Source organism: Paenibacillus sp. MAHUQ-45 (assembly GCF_058133325.1).
Genome location: NZ_JBYUPV010000002.1, coordinates 141,919 through 161,876, shown reverse-complemented (window position 1 = coordinate 161,876; position 19,958 = coordinate 141,919). Strand labels below are relative to the sequence as shown.

Annotated in this window: 12 protein-coding genes and 1 pseudogene; 2 read left to right on the top strand and 11 right to left on the bottom strand. The window is 49.3% G+C overall.

All coding sequences use genetic code 11. The annotated features are described in order from the left end of the window. Positions 1-239: 239 nt before the first annotated feature. Positions 240-422, top strand: a complete 183-nt coding sequence (locus AC3Y23_RS04410; protein WP_379196071.1) for a hypothetical protein — start codon at positions 240-242, stop codon at positions 420-422. A gap of 177 nt (positions 423-599) precedes the next feature. Here AC3Y23_RS04410 and AC3Y23_RS04405 read toward each other — a convergent pair. Further along, a pseudogene (locus AC3Y23_RS04405) lies at positions 600-1,777 on the bottom strand (IS3 family transposase). 673 nt (positions 1,778-2,450) lie between these two features. Here AC3Y23_RS04405 and AC3Y23_RS04400 point away from each other — a divergent pair. Beyond that, entirely contained in the window at positions 2,451-2,969 is a 519-nt protein-coding gene (locus AC3Y23_RS04400; protein ID WP_379196067.1) for a Crp/Fnr family transcriptional regulator, read from the top strand. Here the strand turns inward: AC3Y23_RS04400 and hmpA are convergent. The 10 genes from hmpA to AC3Y23_RS04350 all read right to left on the bottom strand — a co-directional run bounded on the left by hmpA (position 2,966) and on the right by AC3Y23_RS04350 (position 19,754). Next, entirely contained in the window at positions 2,966-4,225 is a 1,260-nt protein-coding gene (hmpA, locus tag AC3Y23_RS04395; RefSeq protein WP_379196065.1) for an NO-inducible flavohemoprotein, read from the bottom strand. The two genes, AC3Y23_RS04400 and hmpA, sit on opposite strands and share 4 nt — an antisense overlap. 394 nt (positions 4,226-4,619) lie before the next feature. Continuing rightward, positions 4,620-5,627 carry a galactose/methyl galactoside ABC transporter permease MglC gene (gene mglC, locus AC3Y23_RS04390; protein WP_379196063.1) on the bottom strand — a complete coding sequence of 336 codons (1,008 nt, stop codon included), beginning with the start codon at positions 5,625-5,627 and terminating at the stop codon, positions 4,620-4,622. 215 nt (positions 5,628-5,842) lie between these two features. Further along, a complete protein-coding gene (locus AC3Y23_RS04385) occupies positions 5,843-7,354 on the bottom strand; it encodes a sugar ABC transporter ATP-binding protein (protein ID WP_379196061.1) in 1,512 nt (503 codons plus the stop codon). Positions 7,355-7,491: 137 nt separating this feature from the next. Then, on the bottom strand, positions 7,492-8,586 hold the full coding sequence (locus AC3Y23_RS04380) for a galactose ABC transporter substrate-binding protein (RefSeq protein ID WP_379196059.1): 1,095 nt from the start codon (positions 8,584-8,586) through the stop codon (positions 7,492-7,494). Positions 8,587-8,898: 312 nt separating this feature from the next. Then, entirely contained in the window at positions 8,899-9,924 is a 1,026-nt protein-coding gene (locus AC3Y23_RS04375) for a substrate-binding domain-containing protein (protein WP_379196057.1), read from the bottom strand. Beyond that, on the bottom strand, positions 9,921-11,747 hold the full coding sequence (locus tag AC3Y23_RS04370; protein WP_379196055.1) for a sensor histidine kinase: 1,827 nt from the start codon (positions 11,745-11,747) through the stop codon (positions 9,921-9,923). The genes AC3Y23_RS04375 and AC3Y23_RS04370 overlap by 4 nt, the downstream gene beginning before the upstream one ends. 3 nt (positions 11,748-11,750) lie before the next feature. Next, positions 11,751-13,400 (bottom strand): response regulator transcription factor, encoded by a 1,650-nt coding sequence (locus AC3Y23_RS04365; protein ID WP_379196054.1) that lies wholly within the window; start codon positions 13,398-13,400, stop codon positions 11,751-11,753. Between the two features lie 884 nt (positions 13,401-14,284). Then, positions 14,285-14,749, bottom strand: coding sequence for a GNAT family N-acetyltransferase (locus AC3Y23_RS04360; protein ID WP_379196052.1), 465 nt, complete (start codon positions 14,747-14,749; stop codon positions 14,285-14,287). Then, a complete protein-coding gene (gene purT, locus AC3Y23_RS04355) occupies positions 14,739-15,929 on the bottom strand; it encodes a formate-dependent phosphoribosylglycinamide formyltransferase (protein WP_379197088.1) in 1,191 nt (396 codons plus the stop codon). The genes AC3Y23_RS04360 and purT overlap by 11 nt, the downstream gene beginning before the upstream one ends. 156 nt (positions 15,930-16,085) lie before the next feature. Then, complete coding sequence (locus AC3Y23_RS04350; RefSeq protein ID WP_379196050.1) at positions 16,086-19,754, bottom strand: dynamin family protein; 3,669 nt, start codon at positions 19,752-19,754, stop codon at positions 16,086-16,088. Between the last annotated feature and the right edge of the window lie 204 nt (positions 19,755-19,958).

Genomic DNA, 19,958 nt, shown 5'->3' with positions numbered 1-19,958 from the left:
TGTCATTTTATCGCATGGAAGTAGGCTGGACGGCTGGGCGGACGCTCCGTGAACGGGAGGTTGCTTCGATCGCTGTTATTCTCGGATTCCTGATGATTTAACCGCTATACGGTTGGAATCCGAGAATAAAGGCGAGCGCTCCGCTTCTACGCATTCCTCCCGTCCTCTCCGCTGCTTCCAGCCTAGCACTCTGCTTTCTGCGAGTGGAAATAACACAAATACACCCGCTGTGTGGGCGGGTGCAATGGGATAGGGCCGCCCTACGGTTGCGGGGCCCTACAGATAAAAAGCAAACCATTGGCTGCGGTTTCCTGACGGCAAAATCGTTAACAGCTGGGCGGGCGAGTGGCTGGGCAACTGGGCGAGCGCTCCGTGAACGGGAGGTTGCTTCGATCGCTGTTGTTTTCACATTTCTGGATTGAACCACCATCTATATAGGGCGCATGAAAAAACGTAGTCAAGAAAAAAGAAAGCTTATATAAAAAGTATGGAAGTGTAATTAACGGCATTTTTGCGCCTTAAATCCTCTGTAGCTAGGCGATAGTGGAGATTAAGTGCAAGATTGTACTTCTGTCAATAAAGTGGACACGGTAAAATGGTCAACTTGCAAGTTTTAGATTTCTGTAATACAACGATTCAAAGCGATCGGGTGAGAGATAGCCCAGTTTACTGTGTATTCGTTTCCGGTTGTAAAAGAACTCGATATATCGGAACAAATGGTTTTCGGCTTCTTTTTGAGTCTGGAAAATGGCCCTACGGTAGATCAATTCTCGCTTAAGGATGCTGTGAAACGATTCTATGCAGGCATTATCGTAGCAGTTCCCACGGCGGCTCATGCTGCGAATCATGTGGTACTTTTTTAGCTTCTTTCGGTATTTTTCGGAGGCGTACTGGCTTCCGCGGTCAGAATGGTGGATGAGCCCTTTTTCGGGCTTCTGTGCCTCGTACGCTTTGTCTAGAGCGGCAGAAACCAGTTGCACTTTCATCCGGTTTCCGAGCTCCCAACCGACAATTTTACGCGTGAATAAATCTAGAACGCTCGCTAAATAAACCGTGCCTTGGCGTGTCCGGATGTAGGTAATATCTGTAACCCATACCTGGTTCGGTTTTGTGCACACATCGAAGTGTTGGTTTAACCAATTCGGCGCAATAGGGAAGTCATGGTTCGAATCGGTCGTCTGGACTTTGAATTTACCCATAGCCTCTGAGCGAAGATCACGGGCTCGCATGAGTCGGCCTACGGTTTTTTCGCCCACAGTAAACCCTTCTTCATGCAGTTTTTGAGTGATTTTGGGACTGCCGTATATCGCGTCATTGTCATAAAAGTGGTACTCGATACGCGCTAACAGCTGTTCACGTCGCTTCTTCCGGTCACTGGGAGGCGTTGTCCGCCATTTGTAATACCCACTTCGGGATACACCGAGTACGCTGCACATCTTCTCGATCCGGAAGGTTGAGCGGTGTGCCTCAATAAACTGAAACTTTAGCTCCGGTCTTTGCTGAAGATGTGCATCGCTTTTTTTAGGATGGCGATTTCCTCTTCCAGATCCTTATTCTTCTGCTCTAGTTCTGAAATTTGTTTCTCTTGCGTACGCAGCTTACCGCTCCCCACAAACGGTTCATCGGGGAACTGGCGGTACGTCATCATCCAGTTTTTGAGTGTACCCTTCGGAATGTTTAGTTCCAGGGCAATTTCGTCCATGGACTTCCGTTGTTCTTGAATGTACTTTACGGTTTCTTCTTTAAACTGTTTGTTGTATCGCTTCCGTTCCGCCACGGTTACCACCTCTTCTAGTGTTTATTCTATTATCTTGGGTTGGATTTACCGTGTCTACTTTTTAGTCTAATTCAGATCGTACCTTAAATCTTCCAGAATACCCTGTCCAGCGTGTTTTATCGAAAAATAAGATACAATAACGCCCTTATTTACCTCTTTTGCCTATATTAAAGAGAAATAAGGTGCAAAAATGCTCTTAGTTGGGGATTGCCCTTTTTTCACAGTTAAAACGACTGATGAAGGGAATATACTACTTCTAGTGGTTGAAATCTGTCGACAGTCCCTGTTCCGGTGCTAATTTTGCTATGGAAAACTGCTATCAGACGAGCGCCTTTCGCCTACACAATTCCAAACTTCCCCGTTCGCTTATCTTTGCTTTTTATTAATTTCATTTGTTTGTCTTATATCCATTGTCCACACGCACTTGACGGCCAGGCTCGACTGGCATGTTGTCGTACATAATTCCTCTACCATCCATACGTACCTCGAGATTAAGCAAAAGTATGCCTGATTCGAAAGGGTCAGGTATGAATTATTCCCACACTTAGCGTTCTAACTCCTCTTTCACACTGAGCGAACCCGATGCTTTCAAACCTGATATACTATTAAAAAAGAACAGAAGCGAAAATCAGTTAGACCGATTTTCGCTTCTTTATCTTCACGGAGGTTAATTATGATATTACATAAAGGTGAAACTTTATTCAGGCAAGGTGATTCCGGACCCCTGTATCACTTAAAGAGCGGCATGTTAAAAATTGTGCGGCTCCATCAAGATGGATCACAGATTTTGGTCAATCTCATTGTGCCGGATGAGACCATTCCACATCACTCGCTGATCAGTCCAAATCCATATTACGGTACAGCCATTGCGCTTGTCACTTGTGAAATTGATGTTTTGCCAGAATTGGATTGGTATCAACACTTGGAACAAAACCCTGACCGCTATCGGGAAATCGCTATCCAATTACAGGATAGATTGCGGATCATGCAGCAGCGAATAGATCAGCTTTCCACCGTCTCTCCCGCTGAAAAACTTCAGAAGTTGCAAGCCTGGTTCCAAGACTATATATCACCAGCCACGCTAACCGACGTTTTGACTCAAGACGAGATTGGTCAATTCATCGGACTTCGTCGTGAGACGATTAACCGACTGCTGCGCAGCCAGAAATCAGAGTCTCATTCTACAAATTAGCGCTGTAGAGAAGCATCCGCTCTGGAGCTGTCTGCATCCCCTTCCAAGGTGCCGGCAGGTCCAAAAAACTCATAATGAACATCTGCAGCAGAAATGTCCAAGGCCTTCAACAAGCCGTGTACACTTCGCATAAACGGAACGGGCCCGCAGAAATAAAAGCTCGCGTCTTGGGAGGGAACTACCTTCTTCAACCAAGGCAGGTCGATATATCCCTCTTTATCAAAAGCCTTCTGTTCTCTATCCTGGACAGTTGGCTTTTCATAACAAAAATAGGTCTGGATGTTCGGATGCCGTCCGGAAAGCTCCTCAACCTGTTGTCTAAGCGCATGCACATCGCTATTCAAAGCAGCGTGGATAAAAGTGATTTGACGCTCTGACTTCGCAGCAGCCAAAGTACTCAGCATACTGACGAGTGGTGTTAGTCCTACACCTCCACTAATGAGCACAACCGGACGGGTATCCTGCTGATCCAGTGTAAATTCGCCAGCAGGCGCCGACAACCATAATAGATCTCCTTTTTTGACCTGATCATGTAAGAACAAAGAGACTTTCCCCGCCGGCTTACTAGCTCCCTCATCCTCACGCTTGACGGAAATTCTGTAATACGGTTTCCCTGAAGCATCGGACAGACTGTACTGACGAATATGTGTATGAATCTCCTCTGGAATTTCCACTTTCACACTAACGTACTGCCCCGGCTCGAAGGAAGCCAGTTCTCCTCCATCCTGTGGTACCAAATAAAAGGAGGTGATCACATCACTCTCTTTCACTTTTTGCTCCACTCGGAAGGCTCTGAAGTCTGCCCACCCTCCTTGCTGCTGTTGTGTCTGCTGGTACATTTCGGTTTCTACCCCGATAAAGACATCCGCTATGACCCCATAGGCCTCTCCCCAGGCTTGAAGAATCTCCTCTGTAGCGCCGTCACCCAGAACATCTTTAATTGCTGTAAGCAGGTTCTGTCCAACAATGGGGTAATGTTCTGCTTGCACGCCGAGACTGCGATGCTTGTGGGCAATCTGTTTCACTACCGGGAGAATCGATTCCAGTTTATCAATATGTTTAGCCGCGGCAATTATTGCGTTGGCGAGGGCTGTTTGCTGTCTACCTTGGCTCTGATTCGCATGATTAAAAATATTCAATAGTTCCGGATGACTGCTGAACAACAATTGATAGAAGCGCTTTGTGATTTCCGTCCCGTGTATTTCTAATACCGGAACCGTGGATTGTATGATTTTTATCGTTTTCTCGCTAAGCATAAAGCACTCCTCGCTTTCATTTACTTGGAATATGTCAAGTATATGAAAAGAAAAGCCTCTATCAGTGTGATTAAAGTCACATCATTTCGTAACGATTTGTGAATTGAATTTTTAAAATGTAATTTCTGTTCATTTCGGAGCGAAGCAAGCGAAATACCAAAAAGCGTTTGCGAGAAATAGCAAACGCTTTTTGGGCTCTGCTTTTTGCTGCCCTGCCCCCTCAGCGAGAGGATCGAGGCGTGACGAAGGGGAAGCTTGGAACTGTAGGAGCGACAGCGACCGTCTTTGTCTCCAGATTTCAACCGCGCCAGCGGTTAAATCGAAGAAATCTGGAGACAACAACGGCCGGAAGTCCAAGCATTCCCCGCAGTCACAACGTTATCCTCAAGCCCGACTATCTTTTCGATGAATACTTCCGCATATCAAACGCCACTGCCGCGATGATAATCAGGCCTTTGATAATCAGCTGGTAGTACGGGCTGATGCCGATAAAGGTCAAACCGTAGTTGATCAGAGTGAAGATGATAACTCCGACCAGAACGCCCGGCACGGTACCGATACCGCCGGTGGTGGATACACCGCCGACTACGCAGGCTGCGATGGCGTCAAGCTCATACATGTTGCCATAGTTGTTCGTGGCACCGCCTGTACGGGCAGCTTCCAGAACACCAGCCAAGCCATAGAGGGCACCGGCGATCGCGTAGATGTAGATGAGATTCTTGGATACATCGATACCGGATACTTTAGCCGCCTGAATGTTGCCGCCGATAGCGTACATGTTCTTGCCAAGTTTGGTTTTATTAAAGACCACCCAGACTATGGCTGCGACGACCAGAGCTATGATGACTATGAACGGTATTGAATATTGGCCACTGCCGAAGAAGCCGGAACCAATTTTGGTGAAGTCAGGACGCAGACCGCCAATCGGCTGGGACTGGTTGGGTTCCATATCAAAATACAAAGAGTTCAGACCGTACACGATAACCATAGTGCCCAATGTGGCGATGAACGGCGGCACATTGAGCTTGGAGACGACCAGACCGTTTATGAGTCCACAGATAAGACCTGCGATGATAGCGATGGCAATAGGAAACAGTACGTTCAGCTGCGGCAGATCCGGGAAGAATCGACGTGAATAATCAGGAATCTGCAGCATCGAGGCGGAAATCACCGCCGTGAAGCCAACGACCCGTCCGGCGGACAAGTCCGTTCCTGCTGTAATCAGAATAAAAGCAACACCAAGCGCGATGATAATCCGTGTGGAAGATTGAATCATAATGTCACGCAAAGTATTTACTGAAATAAAACTTGGTTCATAAAGTGCTATTCCCAGAATTAGCAACACCAATACAATGTAGATGGCGTTCTGGGTGACAAAGGACTGAGCTTTTTTAACATTCATTAGTTGTTCCTCCTCAAAAGTTACGCGTAGCGTAACTCCCATCGTAAGCAAATCTTGTTACTCGTAGCGCAACTAAAACCGTAATAATAACCTTGTTATGCGAATATTTAGTTTCATTTTCAGCAAACTCCGTTACTAGAACTTTAATTCACACCACAATAAAAACCTTGTTATGAGAAGTTTTTTCCTTTTCGCAAGCTAATCTCATTCCTATTCTAGTGCTGCGCGGCGAGTCGCATAACTTCCGTCTCCGTAGCCTGCTCGCCTTCCAATATCCCTGTCAGTTTCCCTTCAGACATGACCATGACCCGGTCGGACATGCCGAGCAGCTCTGGCATTTCTGAGGAAATCATAATAATGCTCTTGCCCTGCTTCGCCAAATCCGCGATGATCGTATAAATTTCAAACTTCGCACCCACGTCGATCCCCCGTGTCGGCTCATCCAGCAGCAGAACCTCCGGTTCAGTGAGCAGCCATCTGGCCAGCAGTACTTTTTGCTGGTTCCCTCCGGACAGGTTCATAATTTGGGTCTTGGTTGTCGGTGTTTTGGTGCGGAGTTTTTCGATCATTTTGTCGACTTCTGCTTTTTTCTTCTTCCCGTTCAGCAGCATATAAGGCTGCTGGTAACGGTCAAGATTAGCAATGGCTCCATTCTCATGCACCGATAATACCGGGAAAATACCCGTAACACGCCGTTCCTCCGTCAACAGTGCAAGGCCATGTTTCTTCGCATCCTTGGGGGAATTGATCTTAACCTGCTGTCCCTGGATCGAAATTGAGCCTGACTTAATATTACGAAGACCAAACAATGCTTCAATCACTTCCGTACGCTGCGCCCCCACAAGACCGCCGATTCCCAGAATTTCACCGCGCCGCAATTCGAAGGAAATATCCTTGAACGAGCGATGTTCTGATGAGGTAAGACCCTCCACTTTCAAAAACACTTCACCCGGCACATTAAAGCGCTCAGGGAAGCGGTTAGTCAGATCACGGCCCACCATTCTGGAGATAATCAGATCGGTAGTCATCTCCGAGGCTGGCCAGGTACCGATCTTTTTACCATCGCGCATGATGGTGACATCATCGGAGATTTCGAGAATCTCCTCCATTTTGTGCGATATATAGATAATAGCTACACCTCTTTTTTTCAGGTCCCGGATGATCCGGAACAAATGCTCCACTTCCACACTGGTCAGGGACGAAGTTGGTTCATCCATCACAATGACGCGGGAATGAAAAGAGACGGCCTTCGCGATTTCAATGGATTGGATTTTGGATACGGACAATTTACCCACCAAAGTCTCGGGATTCAGGTCAATGTCCAGATCTTTAAAAAGATTCTCTGTATCCGTAAACATCTTTTTGTGGTCAATGAATTGAATCGGTCCGATGCCTTTGGTCGGAAAACGGCCTAACCAGATGTTCTCCATCACACTACGGAACGGCACAGGATGCAATTCCTGGTGAATCATGGAGATTCCATTTTTAAGCGCATCATTGGAGCTTGTGATGGAGACCTTGTCGCCATCCAGATAAATTTCACCGGCATCCGGCGCATAGATTCCGAAGAGACATTTCATTAATGTAGATTTACCGGCACCATTCTCGCCCATCAGAGCATGAACCGACCCCGGTCTAACCTTCAAGCTAACATCATCCAGCGCCTTGACGCCGGGGAACTCTTTAGAAATATTGTTCATTTCCAGCAAAAACTCGGCTTGAGCCATGTTGTTACGCCCCCTACGCTTTTTTCTTTTCCATGAGAGGCACAGCGGTTCCATCCTGTTTCCTACCCGTAAGGAATATCAAGGAGCGGATAACCGCTCCCCATATCTATCTTTTAAGAATGTCACTAACATAATGATTACTTGGCATCCGCAACGTTGTCTTTGGTGATCTTCTTGTAGGATATCCAGACATACTGGTTGTCCGTAATATCGAAACCTACGTTGTCTTTGGTTGGTGTTTCGCCTTTTGCCAGCAACGAAGCTACAGTGATCGCAGCTTTACCCTGGTTGTTGGCATCGTTCAGAACGGTACCGAGCATCGTGCCATCTTGCAGTGCTTGAACCGCAGGAGCAGTTGCGTCAACACCTACTACCGGCATGAACTTGTCGCCAGTGAAGTATCCGGCAGCTTTCAGAGCTTCGATCGCTCCGAGAGCCATGTCATCGTTGTTCGCGAACACAGCTTCAATCTTGTCTCCATGTGAACCTAGGAATGCAGCCATTTTCTCTTGGCCTTTTACACGATCCCACATCGCAGTATCTTCAGCCAGCTTTTCAACCTTGATACCAGCATCTTCTACAGCTTGAATGGAGTAAGTCGTACGGAGCTCAGCATCTTGGTGTCCAGGCTCGCCTTTAAGCATTACGTATTGGAGCACGCCATCACCGTTCTTGTCCGCTTCTGGGTGTGCTTTCCAGTAGTCAACAATCAGTTGGCCGGACATCGTGCCAGATTCTTCTGCCTTGGCGCCTACATAGTAGACCTTGTCCCATTTCTTCATATCTTCCGGAAGCGGTTCACGGTTCAGGAACACAACTGGAATATTAGCAGTTTTAGCTTTATCGATAATGACGCCGGCAGCCGTCCGGTCAACCGGGTTGATCAGCATGCCGTTATATTTTTTGGTGATGAACAGGTCAACCTTGTCATTCTGCGTAGGCTGGGAGTTTTGGCTGTCTACGATATCGACGGTGGCGATACCTTCAGCCGATTTTTGAATCGCGTTGCGGACACCCGTCATGAATGTATCATCGAATTTGTAAATGGCTACGCCGACTTTAGGCGTCTCTGTATTTTTTCCTCCGCTGTTACCGGAACTTTTGGTGTTATTGGTAGGTGCAGAGTTGCCCCTGGAGCTAGTTGTGCTAGTAGAATTGTTATTGACGCCACAGCCTGCAAGAGCAGCACCCAGCAAAGCGCTGGCCAGTAATACGGAAGTGATTTTTTTCATTATTTATTGACCTCCTGATAAATTTCTTTTTCATTTTCCCCGCTCACTCTGGGAATATCTACATTATGCTTTATTTGAAAACGGTTGCGAATATAGAAAACTACTCTGTTTTATAAAAATTCTCATGTACAAAAGGGTTCATTATTCTCATATTACGTCCACTAAGTTTATCCTTTGGCGGTGGGAGAACCTCATCTTTCTGTGTTAAGCAATATAAGATTTGCCGCTCATTTGTCTGTGCATAAAAAAACCGGTGAACACATAACAGGGGATCATACCTCCTCCATTCATGCGTACCGGCTGTCAGCCTGATTATCTTACAAAAGGGAACAACAGCTTCTGGTTCTCCGGCCATAGCATGTTGTCTAAATCTATGATTTTGGTTCCCGTGTCCACTCGTTCCGGGACTTTGATACCTTCGAGAATCTCCACAGCGTGCTTGATAGCCAAATAGCCATTGCTGAACGGATTCTGCACTACCGTAGCCTGGACCGTTCCGTCCTGAAGCAGCTCCATCATCGATGGAGAGCTGTCAAAGGCCACCATTTTGATCCCCTTCAATCTCAATTGTTGAATCGCCTTGGCCGCGCCCTGTGAAGCCGTTTCATTCAAGGTTGCCAAGCCTCTTAATCTAGGATGCTGTCTCAGCATTTCCCTGGTCAATTCCTTTGCATTGGTAATATTAGAGGGGGTGTAGGCAATCTCGACAACATGGATATTGGGATAACGGGCGGCATAGTTCAGAAAACCCTTTTCCCGTTCATCTGCATCCCTCGCACCAAAATCCATTGCGGTAGACGACACCGGCGGGACATTCTCTGATGAACTTGTAAAGTTGATGATGCCGATCTCTCCGTGTTCATCCAGCAATTTGATCAGGCGCTCGGCCGATTTTTGTCCAGCCTCATATCCGTTGGAGCCAATATAAGTGGAAACTCTGGCTGAGCCCACCTCCGCATCCACCGAAATCACGGGGATTTTATTAAAGACCGCTGCCTTATCCACTACCTGCGCAAGCCCCATATAACTGCTGGCCGCGAGTACGATGACATCCGCTTTCTCGTTGATTGCATCTTCCACCATCGCGATCTGTTCGTCGATATCACTCTCCGAATTCGGGGCTTTAAACGTCAGTTTGACATTGAATTCCTGAGCAGCAGCCTCTGCTCCCAGTTTCACGGTATTCCAGTAATCGCCTCTGCTCATTTTGACAATCATATGGATACTCCGGGTCTTGGTCGTGCTGATGTAATCAGGAGGTGAACCTATGCAGGAACTGAGGATGAACCCTGCCGTAGCACACCAGAACAGGATCCGCCAAAAGCGTTTTATCGTCATACCTGAGCTTCCCCCTCCTTTTCTTCAGCAAATTCATGAGACGCCAGCGCAGGAAAACTAAGGGTAACTGTGGTCCCTTCTTCAATGACGCTTTCAAAGGAAATGCCGTATTCACGCCCGTAATAAAGTTTAATCCGCTCATTCACATTGCGCACCCCAACACCCGATCCGGTCTCAGCCTTGCATGCACCCGTCAGGATTGTGCTAAGAGTCTCCTTAGACATCCCAAGACCATTGTCCCTGATAGTAATGACGATCAGCTTGTTCTGCAATTCTGCCCGAATGGAGATCAGTCCCTCATCCGGCATCATTTCAATCCCGTGATACAGGGCATTCTCTACAATGGGCTGCAATATAAGTTTGACTGTCTGGCACTGCAACACTTCATCCTGGGCATGTATCTCATACTTGAATTTATTCTTGAAACGGAAGCTCTGAATCACCAGATAGTGGCGAATATGATCCAGTTCCTCCTGAACGGTAATGATATTCTTGCCTTTGCTAAGGCTGATGCGAAAAAACTTCGAGAGAGAGTGGATCATCGTGACGACTTCGTCGGTCTTCCCGCGTTCCGCGAGCCGAATGACTGAATTCAATGTATTGTACAAAAAGTGCGGATTGATCTGGGATTGCAGCACTTCGAGCTCACCCTTACGCTTCGTTTCTTGCTCGTAAATGATCTGATCCATCAACTGGCGGATGCGCTGAAGCATAAGATTAAAGCGCTTGGATAACTGCTCCACTTCATAGGCCCCACTGACATTGATAGGGATATTGAGATCACCTTCTCCCACTTGCTTGACCGTACGCTCCAGCTTGCGGATCGGGCTGGAAATCCGGGCGGACAGCAGAATCGAGACGATGATCACACACAGAATTACAACGGCCAGGAACCAGGGCAGAAACTGATTTAAGTCCCGTTTCGTAGTCACGATCTCGTCATAATAAGCGACACCGACAATTTTCCATCCCGTCTCAGCCAGTGTACGCACAGTAATAAATCGTTTCTCACCGGTAGATTCATCTAGATAGCTTCGATAAGCATACTCCAGAACAGGCTCCACATTTTCATATTTCAGTCCCGCATAGATTAGCTGCTGCTGCGGGTGGTACACAATATTACCGAAGGAATCCAGAATGTAGGCATATCCTCTCTTGCCGAGCTTGACCTGTTTGCTAAGTTTATCAATTGTGCCGAAGTTAAAATCAATCAGAAGAATCCCTGTCTTGCGTACGCCGAATTCGCGGTATTGAACAAGCTTGCTCATGGACACGACCCATGTATACTTGCTCTTGAACAGATTCTGGATGTGAGGGGCCGAAAAGGAGATTTCAGAGGTTCGACGAGGCGAAGTATACCAGCTCTGGTTCTCAAGCTGTGTATTGTGGCGCATTTCGAACCCGGGTACATTCAAAACTAAATCACCCTGAGGAGTAAACAAAGCGACAGAAACCAGATCTTCCCGGGACTCCAGCAGCGTGGACATTCGCTCCTTGAGCATAGGGGCATCAATATCCGGGGTAAGAGAGATCTGCGCCTCTGCTTTTTCATAAATATTGCGCATCCCCTTGGCGTACAACTCCAGGTTGTAGTTCACCTGCTCGATGATCTGCTGCATGTTGAGATTGGCATTCTCTTCTGCTGTCTTGGCAAACTTGTTGTACAGCATAAAGCTAACAAGGACGGCGACAAGCACAGCGATAAAAGTAAATGTAACAGTAATAATCAACTGAATGCTGCGCAGCTTGGCAGGTAATTTAACCTTGCCTCCAAAAGGCCGCTGTGGACGCAGCGGGAAGAAGGGTGCTTTCTCCCTCCGCATGCCTTATCCTCCTCTGGCGCTATTCTTGTACTCTTTCGGCGAAAGACCATATTTCTTGCGGAAGCAGAAGCTGAAATAGTTCGGGTCGGCAAAGCCGATTTTCTCAGCAATCTCGAACGCCTTGAGTTCCGTGGAACGGAGCAGCTCCTTGGCAGCCTCTAGACGGATTTGCAGGAGATAATTTACAAAGGTCATCTTCATTTCTTTTTTGAAAATACTACTAAAATACCCTGTGCTGATATGCAGATGCTGGCAGACCTTCCCGATGGAAATGTCGGATTCCTCGTAATTATCGCGGATATACTCCTTGGCCTGCACAATGAGCTGTTTGTAGCTGGACTGCCGCTCCAGTGCGATGGAATCCATGATCCGGGTACAGAGGTTGATGATCCACTGCTTGGTCTCTTCGACATTGTTGAACTTGTTCATATCCATTAAAGATGAGAGTCCTGAGCCAAAAAGCTCAGCGGTCTCATTGCCGGCTTCTTTGGCAACTCGGAGAATGGATGTCATAATCTCCAGTAAAAAAATCTGGTAATCCTGCATGGAGACCTGAGCAATGTCCAGCCCGGCAAACAAACCGTCCACTACCGTCGTCAGTTCCTGAACCGTTCCCAGCTTGATCGTGCGAATCAGTGACTGCTGAGACAGCTCATCATAATCCAGCATTTGGGTCGATCTCGACTCTACATCCTCAATCCAGATCACCCGGTTATTCCCCAAAATCAAACGGTAGTCCAGTGCCTGCAGGGCATCCCCGAAGGAGTTAAACAACAGTTCCGGTGACTGGCATACCGTACCAGCGCCCGAAGTAACCGTCAGCTTCAGGAAGCGCTGTACGTTCTGACCAATCTCCTCCAGAATCATAAAGGTCTTGGCCGTAATTTCGGCTTCTTCCTGCTCCGGGCTGACAGATAGCAGCACCACATAATCCCTGTGGATAAAGACTTTGCCGAAATCATGCTTCTCACATATTTCCTCGGCAATATTCAGGACGGCGAAGAGCTGCAAATTGCGGTCACCCGTGTCGCGCAGCGATATCGGTTGGCCTTCCTCCCGGTTCTCCCCGCCCACGTGCCGGATGTAATCCACACTGATAACTGACGCTTGAAACAAGCGGCCTTCCAGTGGGATGTCGTATTCTGCACGCTTCTCGTCGATTTCCGTACGAGTCAGACGGCGCGAAACCAGCGAAGACAGGAACTGTTCGCGAAGAACGGGAAGGCTCTTACGGTAATGTTCGCTGAGCACGAATATATTCTCTTTCTCTGCAATCTCCGACTCTATTGTCCTCTTCACCTTTAACAGAACATCTATTAATTCTTGCGATGAAAACGGTTTCAAAATATATTCGTCGATTTGCAATTTTATCGCCCGCTGTGCATATTCAAACTCATCGAACCCGGTTAAAATGATGATCTTCGTATTCGGATGGCGACTGCGTATCCACTCGGCTAACTGCAGTCCGTTCATAAATGGCATCTGGATATCAGTCACCACGACGTCCGGCAGCAGCCGGTCAATGGCATCAGCCGCTTCCCGGCCGTTCTCTGCCTGATCTACAACCTCAAATCCGTATTTCTCCCAGTCGATCTGCCCGATAATCCCTTCTCTTACATCTTCCTCATCTTCTGCAAGAATCAATTTGTACATGCATCATCCCTCTTTGGGTTGGTTTTGTTATAAAGTTACTCTCACACTGTTGTGATTTGTTTCAAGTTTATTTTATAACGCTGGTGTACAGTAAGTACATTCTATCTGATTCATTCAGTCTAATCTATGGTTAAGTTATGTTATCGCCTTTTATGAGCGGAGAAAATAAAGGATTAAACTGGCTCCAATATAAAAAACAACGGCAGTCTTGAACTGGAAAATAAGTCCTCGACTGCCATTGGTTTATTGATCTAAAGTTTCCGGTAAGGTTAATTTTTTCGTGAGAAGTATTTCCAAAGGTTGTGTATCAAGTCATAAACATCCTGCATCTTTGTAGCCTAGTTTTCTATAAAAATGTTGGGCTCGACAGTCTATATAAACCGAACAATAGAAATTAACAAAAGGCGAAGATGAGCGAACGGGGGAAGTTTGGAACTGTAGGGGCAAAGCGTTCGCCTGAAAGCTTTCCATAGACAAGCTAGCACCGGAACATACAATGTCAACAAATTTCAACCACTAGAAGCGGTAAATTCCCCTTCACCAGTCGTCTTAACAGTAGAAAAGAGGGGCCACGTCCCCAACTAAGAGCATTTTTGCACCTTATTTCCCCTTAATATAGGCTAATGAGGGGAATAAGGGCATATTTGTATCTTATTTTTTCGAAAAAGCACGTTGGCCGGGTGATTCTGGAAGATTTAAGGTACAATATTGCACTTAACTCCCAATAACCCTTAGCTACAGGGGAATTAAGGTACGAAAATGTCGTTAATTACACTTCGAGACTTTAACACTTTTATGAGCGGAGAAATTTCGCGGATTGTCAAAAAAATAAAAAAAAACCATCCCGCAAATCCGGGATGGGTATGATCGGTAACGCAGAAATATTATAGCAGCGCTTTGTTAAAGCGGTATCCTGCTGTTTTTTCGAACCCGATGTGCTTGTAAAAAGCATGTGCTGGCGCACGCTCCACACGGTTGCCGCTTCTCAAAAATAGCTTGCAGCAGCCTTTATGACGCGCCCATTCCTCTCCAGCAGCTACTAGTCTTTTGCCGAGTCCGTTGCCGCGGATTTCCTCCGAAACGATGAGCGCAGTAATCTCTGTGATGGATTCCTGCTGTTTGGAAAAGGAGCTTACCTGCCTGAGGCCGATCATTCCCACTACTTCGTTATCTAGTTCAGCAACAAGTGTACATTGGAGAGGGTTGTTCTCCATGCCTTCAATTCTCTCTTTCATTACATTTACCGTTGTCGGATAACCGAGTTCCCGCAGTAGGGCTGTTATACTCTCCAGATCTTCCATGCCACATTTGCGAATTTGCAGTACTGGTGCTAGGGTACTACTGTCCATTCTCATATACCTCCACTTTAAGCTTAGACGCTGCCTGCCTGGCGACCGTCCGTGCAATTTCCACATCTTCAGCCGCACTTAAAGCTACTGCCATTCTCCGTCCGGGCCGGGCTTCCGGTTTACCGAACACCCGGACCTGCGTGCGGGGAAGCGCGAGCGCCTCATCCAGTCCGGTTACTGCAAAAGCTTGTCCCGTGGTCTCGGCCTTAAGTGTTGCCGATGCTCCGGGTGTGAGTAATTGAACACATTCCAGCGGAAAGCCCAGAATGGCTCTGACATGTACTGCAAATTGAGATAAATCTTGTGTGGCCATGGTTACCATACCGGTATCATGCGGCCTTGGCGATACTTCACTGAACAACACGCCTTTAGAAGTCAGGAACAACTCCACTCCAAAGATACCGCGGCCTCCGAGCTGGTCGGTTACTGCTTTGGCAATGGCTTGTGCTTCCGCTAGCTGACCTTCGTCCATCTGATGAGGCTGCCATGATTCCACGTAGTCGCCGTCCTTCTGAATATGTCCGATGGGCGGGCAAAATACAGTTCCCGACACCGAACGAACGGTCAGCAAGGTAATCTCACTCTCAAAAGTCACAAAAGCTTCTACGATGACTCTGGTTCCCTTGGCTCTTGCACCCTCCAAAGCGATGTTCCAGCATTGCTCTGCATCCTCTGGATTCCGGCAGATACTCTGCCCTTTACCGGAAGAGCTCATGATTGGCTTGATCACACAAGGTGTGCCAAGTTCGTCGATAGCCTGCCGCAGCTCTTCCAAACTATCCGCAAAGCGGTAATCTGCGGTTGGCAGACCAAGTTCTTCAGCGGCAAGACGGCGAATGCCTTCACGATCCATCGTCAACCGGGCTGCTCGCGCTGTTGGTACGACTACAAAGCCTTCATCCTCCAGCTCCTGAAGGGCGTGGGTTGCAATGGCTTCAATCTCCGGTACAATGACGTCCGGCTTTTCCATGCGAATCAGCGCCTTAAGGGCATCCGCATCCAGCATGTCAATTACGTGAGAGCGATGAGCCACTCCCATAGCCGGGGCATCCTTATAACGGTCTACTGCGATGGTCTCTACGCCAAGGCGTTGAGCTTCAATGATAACTTCCTTACCCAGTTCACCGCTGCCCAGCAGCAGCAGCTTGCGGCTTTGAGTTGAAAAAGGAGCTCCCCACATTGTCGACTTCAACCTCTTTCAGCAATAATCTGTCACTTTCTGTACCTTTCAGTAAAAGTAACAGTATCCATGGATTTTACATACTTCTTTATTTTCATCCATCATCCGCAAGATTGCAAGTGTTCTTCGACAATTTACTACAATCTTCACTTTTCATTACGCTTTCTTGTCGAAAGTTTCTCCAAAACGTCGCAATTGCAAGGCCAATTCACCCCATCTCTCCGCCGAATCACCCCCTTTCTGCAGATTCGACATGGCTTCCTCCTGCTCGGATAATCTTTCACGCAGTCGATCCGCTGCAATATTAAGGGCTGTCCGAGCATTGGCCGCGTAATGTTCTAGCAGTCGGGGCTCCTGAGCAGCCGCTGCAACGGCAACGGCTTCCTTCAACAGTGGCTCCACTGCGGATTTGAGCTTGTCCCGCCCACCGCCTTCAAAAAATTGACGCGGAGACTTGAACAGCCCCCATAAGGAAGTCCATTGCACTGGCTGAAGTTGCAATTCTATTACTGTCGGTGGGCTCCATTGGATTTCTTCATCATCCACAAGTTGAGCTTCGCCTTCCATAAAAGGCAGTTCAGCGGTTGCAGCTGCCACAGCTTCATGGACCAACCTGTTCCCGGCGACTTCAAGCCGAAGGGTCGTCGCCCATAGCTCTTGTTCCAGTTCACGTTGCACACTTCGCCACAGCTCCGCTCCACAAGCCGAGAAGATTTCTTTCAGATTCCCAGCTTCTTCGCGCAGCAGTGATGGGTGGAAGGATTCCTGGAAGAAACGGCCGAAGGTGAACCCGATACGCTGCCGCACATGGTACAGCAGTTCTTCTCCTTCACGGCGAAGACTATCAACCGGACGGGCTTCGGTCTGCAGAAGAACGAGCCGTTCTTCCGCCTGCCCCATTCGTTCCTTCAGGAGAAGTGCTTCCGCTTCACGCTGGCTCTCCTCACGGGAAGCCAAAGCTTGCCATTCCTCCGCACGATGGACGACTGAGGCCAGACTCTCCTGTGCAGCAGCAAGTGATAACTGAGGTAGCTCTTCACCAGCAAACTGAGAGAGGACTTGCTCAAAATGCTCGAAACGGGATTGTTCATAAGTCTCACGCTGACCTGAAGTTTTGCCCTCCAGCGCTAGCAAGCTCGACAGCGCATATATCCGCGGAGCATGCAGTCCACCCTCCCGCAAATTCCGGGCCACATGACCCCGAACCTCCTCTAGTTCCTCTTCATCAGAAGCTAAATCAGAGGCATTGATGATAAAGAACATTTTGTCCAGGGCAAAGCTGTCCTTGATTCGTCCCAGCTGTGCCAGCAGCCCCCGATCAGCCTTGGAAAAGGCATGATTGTAATAGGTGACAAATACGATGGCATCTGCTTCTTTCATGTACCCGAAGGTGACCCCGGTGTGCCTTGCATGCAGGGAGTCCGCCCCGGGGGTATCTACCAGTACAATACCGCTCTCGGTCAGTGGGCAAGCATAATACAGATCGATGCCTTGCACAAAGCAAGCCCGCGTCTCCTCCGCAACCAACTGCCGGTACTCTTCCAGCCCGATGGTCCGCACGGTTCCCAGTAGCGGCTCGGCTTCCTTCCAGCCGGAGGCTGCGGCCCGCAGGAAACCGGCATGCGGCAGTGCAGAAGGATGAATGCCCCCCAGGGGCAGACTGGACAACACCGTACTCCAGGATTCGGGCTGCGGCGCGCCCAGCCCCAGCACATTGAAGGAATGGGTGATATCGTCCCAGATATCAGCCTGTGACTTCATGGTCACAACCGCGCTGGCATGCCGGAATTCCCCTTCCGGCGCCAGAATGCGACCCACCGCCGCCGTGGCAGGATGAGGAGACACGGGCAGCACCTCTTCGCCCAGCAAAGCGTTGGCGAAGGAGGATTTGCCGGCGCTGAACGCTCCGAACAGCGCCAATGTAAAGCGGCCGCTGGCGAGGTCCTTCGCCCGCGCCGCCAGGCTGCGCGCGGCTGAGGCCATGGCCGGCTCGCCGCGCAGCAGCTCGCTTGCCGCCGCCAACGCACCTGCGGCGGCGGACAATCGTCGCCGTCCACCGGCCGGCGACAGTGCACCCGCCGCCCAGCCTGGGGCGGCGCTTGGTTCGGCCGCTGTGCGCTGAGGCGGCCGGGTGTCACGCGCCGCCTCTGCGGCAGGCGCGTGCTGGGCAGTCCTCACCTCCGGCAGGGTGCCGGGGGTGAGGCTGCGGCGCGGCGGCAGCAGCGCCGCGAGTTCGGCCGCGCGGAGCTCCGCCGCGCGGTCGAGGGCCGCGAGCGCAGCGGCGGCGGTAGCCTGCTGCGCGAGGGCTGCTTCGCGGCGCGCAAGCTCTGCGCGCCGCTCCTCCATGAGCGGCGGCAGCTTCGCCAGCAGCTCATCGCCGAGATCCAGCGCGGTGCGGCGGTAACGGCTCTTGATCTCTGCCGCAAGACTGCGGCAGAGATTGAGCAGCGCCTCACCCGTATGACCACTTCCCGGCTTCACCGAGCCCGCCAGCCACTCCGAGCTCACCGCCGGGAAGCCTGCCTTCAGCTTACTGTCCGCCTCCTCCGTCCACAGCTCCAGCGCTTCCGCCCATTCCCGAAGCAGTGGCCCTGTATGCCACTCGATCTGGGCGGACACCTCGCGGGCCAGCAGCGTATGCCAGGCGGCCAGCCGCTGGCTCTGCTCCCTTTCCCGCTTGGCAGCGGTGAAGAACAGCCCCCGCCGGAAGCCCGGGCTTATGCTCTCCACATACGCCCCTGCCGCCTCTCGTACATCGGCGGGCATGAGATTGGCATTGCCCAGTAGATTCTCTAGTGCCGAGCGAAACTGCTGTCTAGAGTGCTCGGGAAGATCCTCCAAGTCCTTCTTCTTCTGCTCTAGGGAAGTCAGCTCCCGCTCTACAGCCTCACGGTTTGTACCATCCAGTTGCTGTAGCCACTGCTCTCTCTCTTCACGCTGCTCTTCGCGGTACGATGCCAGCATAGTCTCCCCTGTATGGTGAATAGAACGCGACAAGCTGAATTGCAGCAATTCCTGTCTGGAGGACAACAACTTAGTAATTAGCTTCAGCAGTTCCTCCCATTGGTTCAGCGGATGCTCCTTAACCTTTAACGAAGTAAACAAGATCCCGCTGTGCTTAATTACCCAATGATGGAAAGCGCTTTCCAGTTGCTCTTGATATTCCGCGATAGGAATCTCCCGTTCACGGTGCTTGTCAATCTGGTTGATAATCAGATAAAGCGGTTTACCCCAATCGCTGAGATTTTTGGCAAAGGCCAAATTATTCTCCGACTGCACATGGTTGTAATCCATCACGTAGAACACAACATCCGCCAAATGAAGTGCCGACCGAGTCGCTGTCTGGTGCCCGTCATCCGTGGAATCCACGCCCGGCGTATCCATCAAGACTCCATGGGAACCGAGTAGCGCCGCATCCTCCCAGACCTCAATTGCCGAATACTCGCCACCATCACGGCAGTATTCCTGCAACCGCTCCTGAGTCGTTTCCCAAGGTACCACAGTCTCGCCTGCTCCCGCTCGAGGATAAATCAGCACACGCGGGGAACCGTTACGGATCGATACAATATTGGCACTAGTAGGTACCGGACCGGAAGGAAGTACGGTGCTTCCACACAGCTTGTTGATCATACTGGATTTCCCGGCAGAAAAATGTCCGCAAAAAGCAATTGTCAGCTCATTCGCCTTTTCTTTTTCCAGCAAATCACCAAAAATCTGCCCGGTCTCCTCAGCACCCCAGCGTTCAGACAATTCTTTCAATTGCAAAAGCTCTACTGTGGTTTCACTATCGGCTGTTCTCTCTGCTTTGGCTTGTTCCGTTCCCATCCGCTCTCCACCTCTACTCTAGCCTTATCGTCCATCGTTCTGAGTGAATTAACGGGAAATACTCCAGCTAATTCTCAGGAAACTCCTTTTTTCATCCAAATAACAGGAATTTCTCCAGTTAAAACAATCAACAGGTTCACATAGCAGCAAATATGTTGGAACAACGGGAGAAATTCCCGTTATATATCAAATCTGCACCTAAAG